Origin of the sequence: Pseudomonas sp. 18175, from assembly GCF_050432925.1 — a bacterium.
Lineage (GTDB): Bacteria > Pseudomonadota > Gammaproteobacteria > Pseudomonadales > Pseudomonadaceae > Aquipseudomonas.
Genome location: NZ_JBKFTO010000009.1, coordinates 192432 through 206320, shown reverse-complemented (window position 1 = coordinate 206320; position 13889 = coordinate 192432). Strand labels below are relative to the sequence as shown.

Genomic DNA, 13889 nt, shown 5'->3' with positions numbered 1-13889 from the left:
GGCGGGGGTTATTTGATCGGCGTTGGTTGGTAGCTGAGCAGCTTCCACTCGCCGCCCAGGGCGGTCCATACCGCGAGTACGCGGTTGTTGAGGGTCTTGTGGGTGCCGCCGGAAATGATTTCGCCGGCCATCACGCCATGCACCAGCACCACATTGCCCAGCACCTGGATGCTGTCGATGGGGTGCTCCAGGCGCAGGTATTGGTAATAGCCGTCGCGGCATTTGGCGACATAGCTGGAGAGCGAGTCGACCACGCCATTGGAGTGGGTATAGATGAGCTGCGGATGCGCCAGCGCGATGAAGGTATCGATATCGCCGGTCACCATGGCCGCGTAGCGGCGTGCTTCGAGGTCGCGGATATGGGCGCTGATGGCTTCGGTACTGAGCATGGGCTGCGTCATCTTTTATAAGGATGGCCGCAGCCTATATTTACTCTGGGAGGTGAAAAATGCCTTTCGCGGAAATCTTTATTTCACTGATGAAAAACTGCGCCTACTTGGTCCACAGGTGTTCATAGTTGTTTTCACGAAAGCGCTGGGCCAAGGCTTCGATGAATAAACGCACTTTGGCCGGCATGTGGCGCCGGGTCTGGAACGCGATGTTCATGGTCAGGCGCGGCAAGTCCCAGTCATCGAGCACTGACACCAGCTCGCCGCTTTGCAGTTGGTCGTAAACGATGTATTTGGGCTGCACCAGGATGCCCAGGTTGTCCAATGCGGCACGCACCACTACCTGGCCATCGTTGGCCGACACAAACGAGCGCACATTCACCGCTGCCGACTCCCCAGCCTTTTTGAACGGCAGTTCGGTGGGGTTGTTGGCATAGTCGTAGATCAACATCTTGTGCCGCAGCAACTCCATCGGATGTGACGGCGTGCCGTGGGCCGCCAGATACGCCGGTGAGGCGGCCAGCACCCGGCGCGTCTCGGCCAGGCGGCGGATGGTCAGGTTGTTGTCGGCTTCAAACTGCCGGGTGCGGATGGCCACGTCTACGTTGTTTTCCATCACGTCCAGGTAGCGGTTGGCGGCGACGATATCCACATTGATCTCGGGATAGCGCCGAGTGAATTCCGGCAGCAAGGGCTCGATATGCAGCAGGCAAAACGACAGCGACGCGGTGACCCGCAACAACCCGCTGGGCTTGACCACCGCATCGCGGGCCACGCTCTCGGCTTCGCGCATGTCGGCCAGCACCGAGCGGCTGCGCCGATAGAATTCGGTGCCAACCTCGGTCAGCGACAACTTGCGCGTGGTTCGCTGTACCAGGCGCACGCCCAGGCGCGCCTCCAGTGCAATCAAGTGACGGCTGGCGGCCGATACCGACAAACCCAGGCGCTCGGCGGCCTTGCTGATGCTGCCGGATTCCGACACCTGTACGAATAATTCGATTTCTTTGAAGGGGTCCATGACGATTATCCCGCGTGGTGGGAAGCTGTGTCCCAATGTTACGGGTTTATTCGTGCCATGGGAGAAATTAGACTCGCTGCACTCCCCATAAAAACAAGAAGTGCAGAAAACCATGAGCCATCTTCGCCTCATGCCGTTCAATTTCGCTCCTGATGCTGGCCGTTGCGCCGGCCCCTTCTTGTTGATCCATTCCCATCGACCCGCCCTTGCTCATTGCGGCGACGCCGCGTGCAACTGACCGAGTGATCATCAATGCCAAGTCATCAGATCGAATTAATCGCGTCTTACTGGACCATCGCCGGCGACACCTACCCCGGCGCCGCCAGTGAAATCAGCCCGTTTACCCTGCAAGAACGTGCACAAGCCGCCTCCAAGGCCGGCTGGCGCGGCATGGGCCTGGTGTACGCCGACATCCTGCATTGGATCGAGCGCCTGGGCCTGCCCACCGTGCGCCAAATCTTCCAGGACAACGGCATGAAGCACCTGGAAGTTGAATTTTTGATCGACTGGCACCTGGCCTGCGAGCGCCGCAGCGTCTCCGACCGCATGTGCAAAGAGCTGCTGGACGTGGCCGCAGCCGTCGGCGCCACTCGCCTCAAATGTGCCGCCGGCCTGTTTGAAGAAGGCGAGCCAGACGTGCCGCTGATGCGCGAAAGCTTCGCGATCCTGTGCGACAAGGCCGCCGAATATAAGGTGGATGTGGCCATCGAGTTTCTGCCGTTCTCTAGCGTCAACACCATCGACAAAGCCCTGGCGGTGTCCGAAGGCGTGCGCCCCAACGGTGGCCTGATGGTCGACAGTTGGCACATCGCCCGTGGCGGCATGGGCTTTGACGAAATCAGCAAGATCCCCCTTGAACTGATCAAGGGCGTAGAAATCGACGACGCCGACCTGGAACTGGTGGGCGACGTGTTCAACGACTCCACCCACCATCGCAAATGCTGCGGTGAAGGGCAGCTGGATATTCCTTCGTTTGCCCAGGCGATCCTGGACACCGGTTACCGCGGCCCATGGGGCGTGGAACTGATCTCCGCCGAGCTGCGCAAGCTGCCGCTGGACGTGGTTTCCAAGCGCGCCTTCGATTCCACCATGGCGCAGTTTGAAGGTTTGCGTTTCTAACTACCTGTGCACACACCCGTTATTCCCACAATAAAAGAGGAAAAGATCATGGTAGGTATTGCAGTTCTGGGCGCTGGGCGCATTGGCAAAATTCACGCCGCCAACGTGGCCGCAAACCCGAATGCCCGTTTGATCGCCGTCGCTGACCCCTACGCCTCTGCCGCGCAAGCGCTGGCCGGTGCTCTGGGCGCCGACGCCATGACCGATTGCGAAGCGGCCATTGACCGCGACGACGTGGACGCCATCGTCATCGGCACCCCCACCAACACCCACATCCAGTTAATGATGCGTGCCGTGCGCCAGGGCAAAGCCGTGCTGTGCGAGAAGCCCATCGACCTGGACTTGCTCAAAAGCCAGGCCGCCGCCGAAGAAATCGAAAGCCTTAAAGGCCGCGTGATGCTGGCCTTCAACCGCCGCTTTGAAACCACCTTCGCCGAAATGCGCGCCGCCATCGACGCCGGCGACATCGGTGAAGTGCGCCAAGTGATCATCAGCAGCCGCGACCCTGGCCTGGCGCCTGAGGATTACATCAAGCATTCCGGCGGTATCTTCCGCGACATGACCATCCACGACCTGGACATCGGTCGCTGGTTGCTGGGTGAAGAACCGGTGCAACTGACCGCCATCGGCAGCCGCCTGATCGACCCGGCCATGATGGAAAAATACGACGACTACGACACCGCGATGGTGCAGATGCAAACCGCGTCGGGCAAACAGTGCCATATCAACAACTGCCGCCAGGCGGTGTACGGCTACGACCAGCGCATCGAAGTGTTCGGCTCCAAGGGCATGTTGCAGATGGACAACCTGCGCCCGACCACCATCCGCCGTTGGAGCGCCGAGGTTACCGACGCTCGCGAGCCGCTGCTGAACTTCTTCCTTGAGCGTTACCAGCAAGCGTACAAATCCGAGCTGGATGCGTTCGTCGGCGCGCTGGTGGACGGCAAGCCGTTGCCGGTCACGCCGAACGATGGCTTGCAGGCCCTGCGCCTGGCGGAAGCTGCCGTGGAATCGGTACGTACCGGTCGCGCAGTCGCGCTGTAAGTAGCGGCGGGTGCCTCGTGCACCCGCTCAAGCAATAAGGAGTTGAAGATGTCGCAGACTAACCAAGCCAAACCGTTGGGCGTTGCTTGCCTGGGGATTACCCACCCGCACACCTCCGGGCGTGTGAAGGCGTTCCAGCGCATGGCCGATGTGCGCTTTATGGGCGCCTACGATGACAGCCCGTTGCTGGCGCCGTTTGTCGATGCCCTGGGCCTTGAAGCACGCACCAAGGAAGAAATCCTCGCCGACCCTGACGTACACGTTGTGCTGGTGCACCCAAAAAGCTACCTGATGGCCGATTGGGCCATCGAGGCGCTGGAAGCCGGTAAAGCCGTGCTGTGCGAGAAACCCGCCGGGCGTGGTTCGAAAGACACCCAGCGGATTGTCGATGCAGTGGAACGCACCGGTGGTTTGTTCCAAGTCGGCTACTGCTGGCGCTTCGCACCGTCGGTGGAAAAAATGCAACAAGTGCTCGCCAGCGGCGAGTTGGGCAAAGTCCTGCAAGTGCGTGCCCACGCCGGTTGCTCCCACGATGAAGCCGACAGCAACCACATGAAGCAACCCGGCGACTTGGGTGGCGCGTTCTATGTGATTGGCTGCCACACCATCGACCGCATCCTGCTGCACTTTGGCATGCCCCGTTCGGTGAACGCGCGCATCACCAAGTTCGCCGGGCAGATGAGCGAGTCGGCCCGCGAAGACGCGGCGGCGGCGGTGCTGAACTACGACGACAAAATGGTCACCATCGACTTTATGTCCTGGGACCCGCTGCCTTGGACCGAAGCGTGGGATATCACTGCCTACGGCACCCACGGCATTATGCATTCCACGCCGATGCCGGCTTCTTACAAGCTGTACCACGACGGCAAAAATGGCCACGCCCAAGGCTGGACCCATTGGAACGAAACCAGCTTCCCCGAGATCTGGGCCGTGCGCAAAACCGTGTATTCACCAGAAGTGGCCGAGATCGGCAACCCGATCTACTTCGACCGCGAGGCCGCCGCCTTTGTACAGGCACTGCGCAACGGCACGCCGTCGCAGATTCCCGCGACCCAGGCGCACAACATCAACTTGTTGTTGGACGCGATGTTTGAGTCTGCACAGAAGTCGGGCGAGGAAGTGCTAGTCGGTTAATTGTTTTACAAGTCCCAGCTGTTCTCCGCCTCTGCAATAGAGGCGGATTCATCACGTAGTACAAAAAGAATAAATTAATCTATACAGGTGAAAACATGCGCAAGTGGATGAAACTCGCCGCCACGGCATTAGTGGCGGTTGCGGTCGTTGGCTGCTCCAAGAAAGACGAAACCTCCAAGGGCCTGATCGGTATTTCCATGCCGTCCAAGACCGAAGCGCGCTGGGCCTCCGATGGCGACAGCATGGTCAAGGCCCTGGAAAAGCTGGGCTACAAGACCGATATCCAATACGCCCAATACGAAGTGCCGACCCAACTTTCCCAACTTGAAAACCTGCTGGTTAAAAACGTTAAAGGCGTGATTATTGCGCCAATTGACGGCACCACCATGGCCGATGTTTTGAAACAGGCCAAAGAGAAGGGCATCAAAGTTATTTCTTATGATCGCCTGATTCGCGGTTCCAAAGACTTTGATTACTACGCCACGTTCGACAACTACAAGACCGGCGTCTTGCAGGGCCAGTCGATTGTCGACGCGCTGAACCTGAAAACCGCCAAAGGCCCGTTCACCCTGGAAATCTTTGCCGGCTCCACCGATGACAACAACGCGCACGTGGTGTACGGCGGCGTGATGTCGGTGCTCAAACCCTACATCGATAACGGCACGCTGGTGGTACGCAGCGGCCAGATCAAGCTGGAGCAAGTGGCGACTCCAAACTGGGACGGCGCCCTGGCGCAATCGCGCATGGATAACCTGTTGAGCGCGTTCTACGCCACCACCCACTTGGATGCGGTGCTGGCGATGAACGACCAGATTGCAATTGGTGTGGTGTCTTCCCTGCGCGGCATCGGTTATGGCCGCGATGGTTCGGCCATGCCAGTGGTCACCGGGCAAGACGGCGAAGTGCCGAGCGTGAAGGCGATCCTGCGCGGCGACCAGTTCTCTACCGTATTCAAGGACACCCGTGCGCTGGCCCAGGCCGCGGCCGTCATGATGGACAACGCCCTGCAAGGCAAACCCGTGCAGGTCAATGACACCACGTCCTACGACAACGGCGCGATGATCGTACCGACTCAACTGCTGGACCCTGTGTCCGTCGAGAAAAAAGACGTGCAGAAAGTCCTGATCGATTCCGGCTACTACAGCGAAGACCGCCTGCGTTGATTGCAACAAGGCAGCGGCTGCGTCCACTGGCGCAGCCGCCACTCGATGGGAGCGCAAGCATGACCAACCCTCTTCTTGATATGCGCGGCATCCAGAAAACCTTCGGCCCGGTCAAAGCCCTGTCCGACGTGAATTTGCAGGTGGGTGCGGGCGAGATTCACGCGATCTGCGGTGAAAACGGTGCCGGTAAATCGACCCTGATGAAAATCCTCAGCGGTGTGTATCCCGCCGGGAGTTATGAAGGGGCGATCCACTTTGATGGCATTGAGCGCAAGTTTGCCGACCTGCGTGACAGCGAAGCCCTAGGCATTTGCATCATCCACCAGGAACTGGCGCTGGTGCCGATGCTGTCGATCACCGAGAACCTGTTCCTTGGGCACGAGGTAGCCAGCCGGGGCGTGATCGATTGGTCCCTGGCCCATAAGCGCGCCAAGGTGTTGCTCGATAAAGTCGGCCTGGCGGTCTCGCCGCAGACCCCGGTGAATCAGTTGGGTATCGGCCAGCAGCAATTGGTGGAAATCGCCAAGGCGCTGGGCAAGGAAGTGCGTTTGCTGATCCTCGACGAACCGACCGCCAGCCTCAACGAGAACGACAGCGAACGCCTGCTCGAACTGATGCTCGGGCTTAAAAGCCGGGGCATCACTTCGATCATCATTTCCCACAAGCTCAATGAAATTGCCAAGGTGGCCGATGGTGTCACGGTGATTCGCGATGGCGCCACGGTGGACGTCATCGACTGCACGGTCGAGCCGCTGAAGGAAGACCGTCTGGTGCAAGCCATGGTCGGCCGCGAGTTGGCCGACCGCTACCCAACCCGCGACCCGCAACTGGGGAACAAGCTGTTCGAGGTCAACGACTGGTCGGTGGAACACCCGGACCGACCGGGCCAGGATTTCATTCGCAACATTAGCTTTCACGCGCGGCGCGGCGAAGTGATCGGCATCGCCGGGCTGATGGGCTCGGGCCGCACCGAATTGGCCATGAGCCTGTTCGGCGGCGCGTTCGGCAAAAACATTCGCGGCACTGCGCACCTGGCGGGCAAGCAACTGGACCTGCGCACGGTGCGCAAGGCTATCGACCAAGGCATCGCCTATGCCACCGAAGACCGCAAGGGCCAAGGCCTGGTGTTGGGTGACGGCATTGGCCGCAACGTCAGCCTGGCCAGCCTCAAGTCCCTGGCACGGCGCTGGGTGGTCAATGAAGGGGAAGAGAGCGGTGTGGGTGACGGCTATCGACGCACCTTGCGTATCCGCAGCCCTGACCTGCGCCAGCCGGTGGAGCGTCTGTCCGGCGGCAACCAGCAGAAAGTGGTGCTGGCCAAGTGGCTGTTTTCCAACCCCGAAGTGCTGATTCTCGATGAGCCCACCCGTGGCATCGACGTGGGTGCCAAGTACGAGATTTACACGGTGGTCAACGACGTGGTGGCACAGGGCAAATGCGTGGTGATGATCTCGTCCGAGATGCCCGAATTGCTCGGTACCTGTGACCGCATCTACGTGATGAACGAAGGCCGTTTTGTCGGTGAGTTCCCCATCGCGCAAGCCTCCCAGGAACGCATCATGCACGCGATTATGAAAAACGAGGTGATCTGTGAATAACGTAATAGCCCCGCCGGTGGCGCCCAAAGCCAACCTGTTTCCTGCGTTCAAGCGCGGTGCCCGCGAGTACGGCCTGCTCACCTCGTTGCTGGTGATCGTGGTGTTCTTTCAGATCTTCACCGACGGCGCGTTGTTGCAGCCGTTGAACCTGACCAACCTGATCCTGCAAAACAGCTACATCGTGGTGATGGCGCTGGGCATGCTGATGGTGATCGTGTGCGGGCATATCGACTTGTCGGTGGGTTCGATTGTCGGCGTGATCGGCTCGATTGCGGCGGTGTTGATGGTGCAGTACCGCATGGACTTCGTCACCGTGTCGCTGATCTGCCTGCTGGCGGGCGGCTTGATCGGTGCGGCGCAAGGGTATTGGGTGGCGTTCTGGGGCATGCCCTCGTTTATCGTGACCCTGGGCGGGATGCTGGTGTTTCGCGGCGCCACCATCGCGATTTCCAATGGCCAATCCATCGGGCCGTTTCCTGAGCATTTCGTGGCGCTGAGCGCCGGGTTCCTGCCGGATCCTTTCCAGGGCGGCGGCTTGCGCATCACCTCGATTTTGCTGGGGGTGTTGGTGGTGGCGTCGTTTGTGTGGGTGGAGTGGCGCGCGCGCCGCCGTACGATCAAGGCAGGCACCGCGCCGGTGGCGATGCCGCTGTTTTTGTTGAAAAACGGCGTGCTCGGCGCGTTGATCATCGGCTTCTGCTACCTGCTCGCCACCTACCGGGGCTTGCCGGCGGTGCTGGTGATCATGTGCCTGTTGATCGGCCTCTACACCTTCATCATGAACCGCACGGTGATCGGGCGTTGGGTCTACGCGGTGGGCGGCAACCTCAAGGCGGCCAAGCTGTCTGGCATCAACACGGCGCGGGTGACGTTCTTCACCTTCGTCAACATGGGCGTGCTGGCGGCGGTGGCCGGGTTGATCTTCGTGGCCCGCTTGAACAGCGCCACACCTCGTGCCGGCAGTGGTTTTGAGCTGGACGTGATCGCGGCCGTGTTCATCGGCGGCGCCTCGGCGTCCGGTGGCGTGGGCAAGGTGATTGGGGTGGTGATCGGCGCGTTCATCATGGGCGTGCTGAACAACGGCATGTCGATCATGGGCATCGGCGTGGACTACCAACAAATGATCAAAGGCGCCGTGCTGTTGTCCGCGGTGTTCGTGGATGTGTATCAGAAGAATCGTGCCTGAGGGCACTGCTTGAGCAATGGCTGCATGGTGTGTCGGTGTACCGCTTTGGGCTTGGAATCTTTTCGGTTCCAAGCCCTTTTTTTGCTTAGTGGTTGCTTAACAACTCGGGGTAATGGGCGAGGGATTCGCGGCAGGCGCGGGCGACTTGTTCGGCGGACAGTTGTTGGTTCGCCAGGGAGAAGACTTCCGGGCCGACCTGGTTCAAGCCGTTGATTTTTTCCAGTGCAGTGACGATGTCCGCCAGCGGGAAATTGCCCGTGCCCGGCCACATCCGGTTGAAGCAATCGGCCTCAAGGGTCACGCCTTGTTCCAGCGGGTGGATGCCATCGCAGATCTGTACGCAATGAATCTTGTCACCGGCCATGGCTTCTATCGCTTCCAGCGTCGAGTTGCCACGTACGAAGTGCAGGGTGTCGAACACCAGGCCACCGTTGGGCGCATCCGCCTGACGCACGATGTCCCAGCCTTGCTCCAGGGTTTGCACGCCCCACATCGGGATCGGCTCCAGGTCACACACCAGCCCGAACTCAGCCGCCAAGCGGCAGATCGCCGCGTAGTGCTCGACCTGTTGCTCCAGGGAATAAGCGTCGGCCACATAGGTGGCGTTCAGGCTCATATGCCCGCAGCCTAACGCCTGGCTCATCGCAAAAAACGCCTCGGTGGTCATCGAGTGATCGGCAATGAACGCGCTGTCCATATTGTTGGGGTGCCAGTTGGGGTTCCAGGTGCAGAGCGGGTCGAGGCGGGCGATGGTTACGCCATGGTCGGCGGCCATCGACTTCATGTCCGCAATCGACAAACCGCCGGCATTGATGCGCTGGACTTCCTGGGGTTGCAGCGCCAAGGCGCCGAAGCCTGCCAACTGCGTGGCCTTGAGCTTTTGCGCAAAGGGCAAATGCAGCACGTTCGAAAACGGCATGATGAAAGTGAGGTCTTGGCGCAGCTGCGTCATGGTCGGTTCCTACCCGCAAAGAAAGAAATCCTAAGGGGCAGGCACCGTCATGTCAGTGCCATTACTGGAAAACACTTTTCCAGCAGGGCTTATTCGGCGGCGCCAGACAGCTCGCTCAAGGCCGAGGCGTTGCTCTTGAACGCGGCCGCAAAGACGGTGCGGTTCTTCGCCATGAAGATACTGGCGTTTTCTGCCTGCTCTTCGGAAAGGTCCGGCACGTTGGCCATCAGCACCTTGGCGAGTTCCTCGGCCAGCTCCAGCATCTGGTCATGTGCATCGGCAAGTTTGCGGTCCACGAACGTAGTCTCCAAATCGCGGGTACTGCGGTAAAGGGTTTCAACAGCCATAGTGGCCTCGTCGTTTTGTCCAGTGTGGGTCGGAGTGTTGCAGGCTGGCCCGGGGGTGAAGCTGGCCAGTTATTCAGCGGGGTGGCGCCTGAAAGATGCTGTATTTATATACAGTGAAAGGGATAAGTCAACCTTGGTGTGGGGTTGGTAGGAATTTAATGTAGTTGGGATGTGGGGGTTTGCTACAAGGGAAATTTCTGACAACTTGCCGGGGTTGCGTTGGAATTGTTCGTTGGCTGACCTTCCTCGGGCGCTGCATTTGCAGCGAGCGGGCTTGGCGGCCCGGTGTACGATGGCGCTACAGCGCACCCAACATGATTGCAGGCGGTATTTTTTGCTTTCATTCATGTGTCATGACGGGTTGCACAGGGACCCTTCGGGGTGCCGGGTTGCCCGTAACCGGTCCGCCAACCTTGTGTAATCCGTCACCCAATCTGCTTGGCGGCAGACGGTGAAGGTCCCATTACGAGGCTATGCACCATGAAGAAAATCACCCCCAACCCTCCGTCGAGTGATTCGGTTCTATTCAGCGTTACACCTAATGCAGATGTCGAAACCTTGCTGGCAAACGCCAGCGAGACCTTAGGTAGTGCCCGAGAAATGGCTAGTACGCTGGCATTCGACCTTGAAGGCCCGCAGCGAAGTTTGGTGTTGGCCATCCACCAACTGGTGGAAATGGGCAGCTTGTTAGTCGATCAAGCTCTGGAGCAAGTCGCCCCAGCTTGATTCCTTGCCCGTTGACCGTTCCCACGCCTGTGGGAATGGTCAAAAAGATAGTCGCAGCAGCTTCGTTTTTTCCTGTTACTCACTTCATCGCTTGAAACACGACAGCAAAATCGTCAGCGACTAGACTCCTTCCTCATCGATAACGGAGGCTTTCATGGACACGTCTTTTTCCTCCGGTATCCCTTTGGATACCGACGAGCACGCCGACAATTACGACCGTTGGTTTCGCGCCAAGGTGCAAGCTGCTCTTGATGACCCGAGCCCCGGTATTCCTCATGACCAGGTGATGGCTGAGATGCAGGCGCTGATCGAGTCCAAACGCAAGAAAGGCGATGCTGATTGAGTGGGCCCCCGCAGCGCGGGTGCAACTCCGGCAAATTATTGATTACCTCAGCGACCGCAACCCTGTAGCCGCTCTTGAGCTAAACCGAGCAATCGAAGCCTCGGTACTGGCTCTCTCTCGAAGACCCCATCTTTATCGCCCTGGCCGAGTCGTCGGTACGCGAGAAATGGTGGTTCATCCGAATTATCTGGTCGTTTATCAGGTGGCAGACCATATTCGGGTTCTCTCGGTATTACATGCGCGCCAGCGGTATCCCTAGCAAACCTGTTCGGATGAGCAAAATTTGTTCTCTGCTTGTCCGAGCACGTGCCTCATATCACCCCGCCATCATCTCACCTAGCAGTGTCTGGCCTTTTTTCTGCATGCAGAACAACCGTCACGTCCAACCCGCATTATCCGGTCGAGTCGACCTAAGGAAGCACCATCGTGAAAATCAACTGGGCCGAAAGGCTGCGCCAGAACGTGCATGAACTGGCCGAGTCCCTGGGCAATCTGTTTGTCGAGTCGTTCCACTACCTGGCGTTGTTCGCCATTGGTGCAGTGACGGCCTGGGCGGCGGTGATGGAGTTTTTGGGGATGCTGGAGAATGGGCACATCAAGATCGACGACATCTTGCTGCTGTTCATCTACCTGGAACTGGGGGCGATGGTCGGGATTTACTTCAAGACCAACCACATGCCGGTGCGCTTCCTGATCTACGTAGCGATCACCGCGCTGACGCGCCTTTTGATCTCCAACGTGTCCCACCACAACCCGCCAGACGTGGGCATCATCTACCTGTGCGGTGGGATTTTGCTGTTGGCGTTCTCGATTCTGGTGGTGCGCTACGCGTCGTCGGCGTTCCCTTCGGTGAAAGTCGAAGGCCCGCGTCGCAAGGGCGAGGCGAGCCTGGAAACCGAGAAGGGCGAGCTTTAAAGCCCGACGCTAAAGGGCAGCGTCCGCGCCGGCGGGCGCTGCAACAGTTTGTGATCGCCATCGGTCATCACCGCCAGAATCTCCATGGCGCTGTGGCCCTGTTCGATGGCGATGCCGAATTGAATGCTTTGCACCAGCCGCTTGAGACGGGCCGGGTCGTTGCGCTGTTCGGCGCTGATCATGCGTTTGGCCACCACGCCCGCCTCGTTGGAGAGGGTGAGCATGATGCTGCCGTCCAGCCGTTGGATGCTCAAATTGACGCGGTATTCAGGGGTGAAGGTGTCGGTGATGATCTGAAAAGGATTGTCCATGGTGCGTACCGCCTGATAAGAACATGCAGTCATTGACGACCGGTGTCGGGATTAGTTCGCGCTTCCTGACCACTGGCCACTCCGTCGCTGAGGTTTTCGCAAGGTCCGTTTTCCTCAAGGGCTGTACAGCAAGGGCCGTGCCGTACAGCGATCTACCAGGCAGTGGGGTTTGAATGTGGGAGGGGGCTTGCCCCCGATTGCAGTGTGTCAGCCAAGTATTCATTGGCTGATGCACCGCAATCGGGGGCAAGCCCCCTCCCACATTTGATCTAAGTTGTTCTTGAGAGCGGTGGGCTATTTCAGGGCAGTACTGAGAAAACGATCGCAGACAGCGCAATCAGCCCGATCACCACTACAAAGACATTGGATACCTGGCCCGAATACTGGCGCAGCGATGGCACGCGGCGGATCGCATACATCGGCATCAGGAACAGCAAGCACGCGATGATCGGCCCGCCCATGGTTTCGATCATGCCCAGGATGCTCGGGTTGAAGGTGGCCACGGCCCAGCAGGTGAGCACCATGAACAGTGCAGTGCTGCGTTCCAGCCATTTGGCCGACATCGAACGGTTGCGTCCGCGCAGGGATTTGACGATCAGTCCCTGGAACCCTTCGCTGGCGCCGATGTAGTGGCCTAGGAACGATTTGGTAATGGCCACCAGCGCAATCAACGGCGCAGCGTAGGCGATCACCGGGGTCTGGAAGTGGTTGGCCAGGTACGACAGGATCGAAATGTTTTGCGCTTTGGCCGCTGCCAGGTCCGCTGGCGACAGGGCCAGCACGCAACTGAAGCAGAAGAACATCACCGTCAGCACCATCATGCCGTGGGCAGTGGCGAGGATGCCGCTGCTTTTACGCTCGGCCTGTGGGCCGTACACGCGTTTTTGGTCGACGGCGAACGCGGAGATGATCGGCGAATGGTTGAAGGAAAACACCATCACCGGGATCGCCAGCCACAGGGTCTTGAAGAACAGTGGCATTGGCATGCCATCACCGGCCGAGGCGAAGAACGCGCCGTTCCAGTTGGGAATCAGGCTGAACGCCAGCAACAGCAGGGCCGCGACGAACGGGTAGACCAGCACGCTCATGGCCTTGACGATCACGCCTTGGCCGCACCGCACAATGGCCATCAGGCCGAGGATCAGCACCAGCGACAGAATCGCCCGGGGCGGCGGCGCGATGTGCAGTTGGTGCTCCATAAAACTGCCCAGGGTGTTGGTCAGCGCCACGCTGTACACCAGCAGGATCGGGAAGATCGCAAAAAAATACAGCAAAGTAATCAGCTTGCCCGCGCCGACGCCGAAGTGTTCTTCGACCACTTCGGTGATGTCGCCGGATTTGCCCGACAACACAAAGCGCGTCAGCCCACGGTGGGCGAAGAAGGTCATCGGGAAAGCCAGCAGTGCCAACACGATCAACGGCCAGAAGCCGCCGACGCCAGCGTTGATCGGCAGGAACAGGGTGCCGGCACCGATGGCGGTGCCGTAGAGGCCGAGCATCCAGGTGGTGTCGTGTTTGGTCCAGCCAGTTGTAACGGTGCTCTCTACAGCAGGATTTTCGGCAGCAGGTGTACGTACATCGGTCATCGTTATTGCCTCGTTATTATTTTTGCGCGGGCTCACGTTGGGACGGTCAGGGAATGCT

Annotated in this window: 16 protein-coding genes; 10 read left to right on the top strand and 6 right to left on the bottom strand. The window is 59.2% G+C overall.

The features are described 5' to 3' along the window. Window positions 1-8: 8 nt before the first annotated feature. The gene (locus tag ACLD1Y_RS14915) at window positions 9-389 is read right to left on the bottom strand and encodes a nuclear transport factor 2 family protein (RefSeq protein WP_429478659.1); all 381 of its coding nucleotides are present in this window, start codon (window positions 387-389) and stop codon (window positions 9-11) included. A 103-nt stretch (window positions 390-492) separates the two neighbouring features. After that, window positions 493-1407: a LysR family transcriptional regulator gene (locus ACLD1Y_RS14910; protein ID WP_429478658.1), complete on the bottom strand. Its 915-nt coding sequence runs from the start codon at window positions 1405-1407 to the stop codon at window positions 493-495. A gap of 252 nt (window positions 1408-1659) precedes the next feature. Here ACLD1Y_RS14910 and ACLD1Y_RS14905 point away from each other — a divergent pair, with 252 nt between their 5' ends. The 6 genes from ACLD1Y_RS14905 (at window position 1660) to mmsB (ending at window position 8651) form a co-directional block, all read left to right on the top strand. Then, window positions 1660-2526 (top strand): sugar phosphate isomerase/epimerase family protein, encoded by an 867-nt coding sequence (locus tag ACLD1Y_RS14905; RefSeq protein ID WP_429478657.1) that lies wholly within the window; start codon window positions 1660-1662, stop codon window positions 2524-2526. 48 nt (window positions 2527-2574) lie between these two features. After that, window positions 2575-3570, top strand: a complete 996-nt coding sequence (gene iolG, locus ACLD1Y_RS14900) for an inositol 2-dehydrogenase (protein WP_429478656.1) — start codon at window positions 2575-2577, stop codon at window positions 3568-3570. Between the two features lie 48 nt (window positions 3571-3618). Then, window positions 3619-4704, top strand: coding sequence for a Gfo/Idh/MocA family protein (locus ACLD1Y_RS14895; protein ID WP_429478655.1), 1086 nt, complete (start codon window positions 3619-3621; stop codon window positions 4702-4704). A 95-nt stretch (window positions 4705-4799) separates the two neighbouring features. Next, the gene (gene chvE, locus ACLD1Y_RS14890; RefSeq protein ID WP_429478654.1) at window positions 4800-5867 is read left to right on the top strand and encodes a multiple monosaccharide ABC transporter substrate-binding protein; all 1068 of its coding nucleotides are present in this window, start codon (window positions 4800-4802) and stop codon (window positions 5865-5867) included. Between the two features lie 59 nt (window positions 5868-5926). Further along, entirely contained in the window at window positions 5927-7465 is a 1539-nt protein-coding gene (mmsA, locus tag ACLD1Y_RS14885) for a multiple monosaccharide ABC transporter ATP-binding protein (RefSeq protein ID WP_429478653.1), read from the top strand. Then, entirely contained in the window at window positions 7458-8651 is a 1194-nt protein-coding gene (gene mmsB, locus ACLD1Y_RS14880; protein WP_429478652.1) for a multiple monosaccharide ABC transporter permease, read from the top strand. The genes mmsA and mmsB overlap by 8 nt, the downstream gene beginning before the upstream one ends. Window positions 8652-8736: 85 nt before the next feature. On the opposite strand, the gene ACLD1Y_RS14875 is transcribed toward mmsB, so the two are convergent. After that, window positions 8737-9603: a sugar phosphate isomerase/epimerase family protein gene (locus ACLD1Y_RS14875; RefSeq protein WP_429478651.1), complete on the bottom strand. Its 867-nt coding sequence runs from the start codon at window positions 9601-9603 to the stop codon at window positions 8737-8739. Between the two features lie 89 nt (window positions 9604-9692). Next, on the bottom strand, window positions 9693-9950 hold the full coding sequence (locus tag ACLD1Y_RS14870) for a YebG family protein (RefSeq protein ID WP_429478650.1): 258 nt from the start codon (window positions 9948-9950) through the stop codon (window positions 9693-9695). Window positions 9951-10430: 480 nt separating this feature from the next. Between ACLD1Y_RS14870 and ACLD1Y_RS14865 the strand changes: the two genes are divergently transcribed. The 4 genes from ACLD1Y_RS14865 (at window position 10431) to ACLD1Y_RS14850 (ending at window position 11934) form a co-directional block, all read left to right on the top strand. Next, the gene (locus ACLD1Y_RS14865) at window positions 10431-10676 is read left to right on the top strand and encodes a DUF6124 family protein (RefSeq protein ID WP_429478649.1); all 246 of its coding nucleotides are present in this window, start codon (window positions 10431-10433) and stop codon (window positions 10674-10676) included. A 154-nt stretch (window positions 10677-10830) separates the two neighbouring features. Next, complete coding sequence (relB, locus tag ACLD1Y_RS14860; protein WP_429478648.1) at window positions 10831-11019, top strand: type II toxin-antitoxin system RelB family antitoxin; 189 nt, start codon at window positions 10831-10833, stop codon at window positions 11017-11019. Further along, entirely contained in the window at window positions 11009-11278 is a 270-nt protein-coding gene (locus tag ACLD1Y_RS14855) for a type II toxin-antitoxin system RelE/ParE family toxin (protein ID WP_429478647.1), read from the top strand. Before relB ends, ACLD1Y_RS14855 begins: the two co-directional genes overlap by 11 nt. 167 nt (window positions 11279-11445) lie before the next feature. Continuing rightward, window positions 11446-11934, top strand: a complete 489-nt coding sequence (locus tag ACLD1Y_RS14850; RefSeq protein WP_429478646.1) for a phosphate-starvation-inducible protein PsiE — start codon at window positions 11446-11448, stop codon at window positions 11932-11934. On the opposite strand, the gene ACLD1Y_RS14845 is transcribed toward ACLD1Y_RS14850, so the two are convergent. Both ACLD1Y_RS14845 and ACLD1Y_RS14840 read right to left on the bottom strand, forming a co-directional pair. Continuing rightward, the gene (locus tag ACLD1Y_RS14845) at window positions 11931-12245 is read right to left on the bottom strand and encodes a DUF3509 domain-containing protein (protein ID WP_429478645.1); all 315 of its coding nucleotides are present in this window, start codon (window positions 12243-12245) and stop codon (window positions 11931-11933) included. The two genes, ACLD1Y_RS14850 and ACLD1Y_RS14845, sit on opposite strands and share 4 nt — an antisense overlap. A 299-nt stretch (window positions 12246-12544) precedes the next feature. Continuing rightward, window positions 12545-13831, bottom strand: a complete 1287-nt coding sequence (locus ACLD1Y_RS14840) for a serine/threonine transporter (RefSeq protein WP_135287558.1) — start codon at window positions 13829-13831, stop codon at window positions 12545-12547. Window positions 13832-13889 lie beyond the last annotated feature (58 nt).